The 476-nt window shown below is 56.1% G+C and carries 1 protein-coding gene; it reads right to left on the minus strand.

Annotated features, from left to right (window positions below; all coding sequences use genetic code 11):
• Positions 1-46: 46 nt before the first annotated feature.
• On the minus strand, positions 47-476 hold a 430-nt coding region (locus tag AB1462_RS31790), incomplete at its 5' end, for an FCD domain-containing protein (protein WP_367249056.1).

The following is a 476-nucleotide window of genomic DNA, read 5'->3' on the forward strand; positions in this document are numbered from 1 at the left end:
TTCATTTTCTGATGTCATGGGACTAGCAAATCTCTGAGAACAGATGTCATTTTGGCAATAAGCCGTTTTCAACGGTGTGTTCGACGCAGGCGTGGATATGACGTTTGAGAATTTGTCCCGCCTTTACGTGATCGCGTGAGAGCGCGAGCTGCAGCAGTTCGCGATGTTCGTTTGCCGCTTGCTCGCCTCGAAAAATCACGGCGATGATTTGGTAGCGCAGATACTGATCGAATATTCTGGCATGGGTTGCCAGCAGCGCGGTCGATCCGCAAGCCGCGATCAGAGCGCGGTGGAACTCCCAATCGTAGCGCTTCCACACTTCGGGTTCGGAGCGGTTGCCTGACAGCATTTGGGTTTCCAGCCGGGACAGCCGGTGGTGAGCAGCGACCACCCCTGCCTCCCACTCCACGTCGCCTCGGCGGAAAGATTCTTCCAGCGCATGGGTTTCGAGAAACTCGCGCATCCCCGCTACTTCG

Source organism: Pseudomonas sp. SB113, assembly GCF_040754745.1.
In the GTDB taxonomy this organism is placed as follows: domain Bacteria; phylum Pseudomonadota; class Gammaproteobacteria; order Pseudomonadales; family Pseudomonadaceae; genus Aquipseudomonas; species Aquipseudomonas grimontii.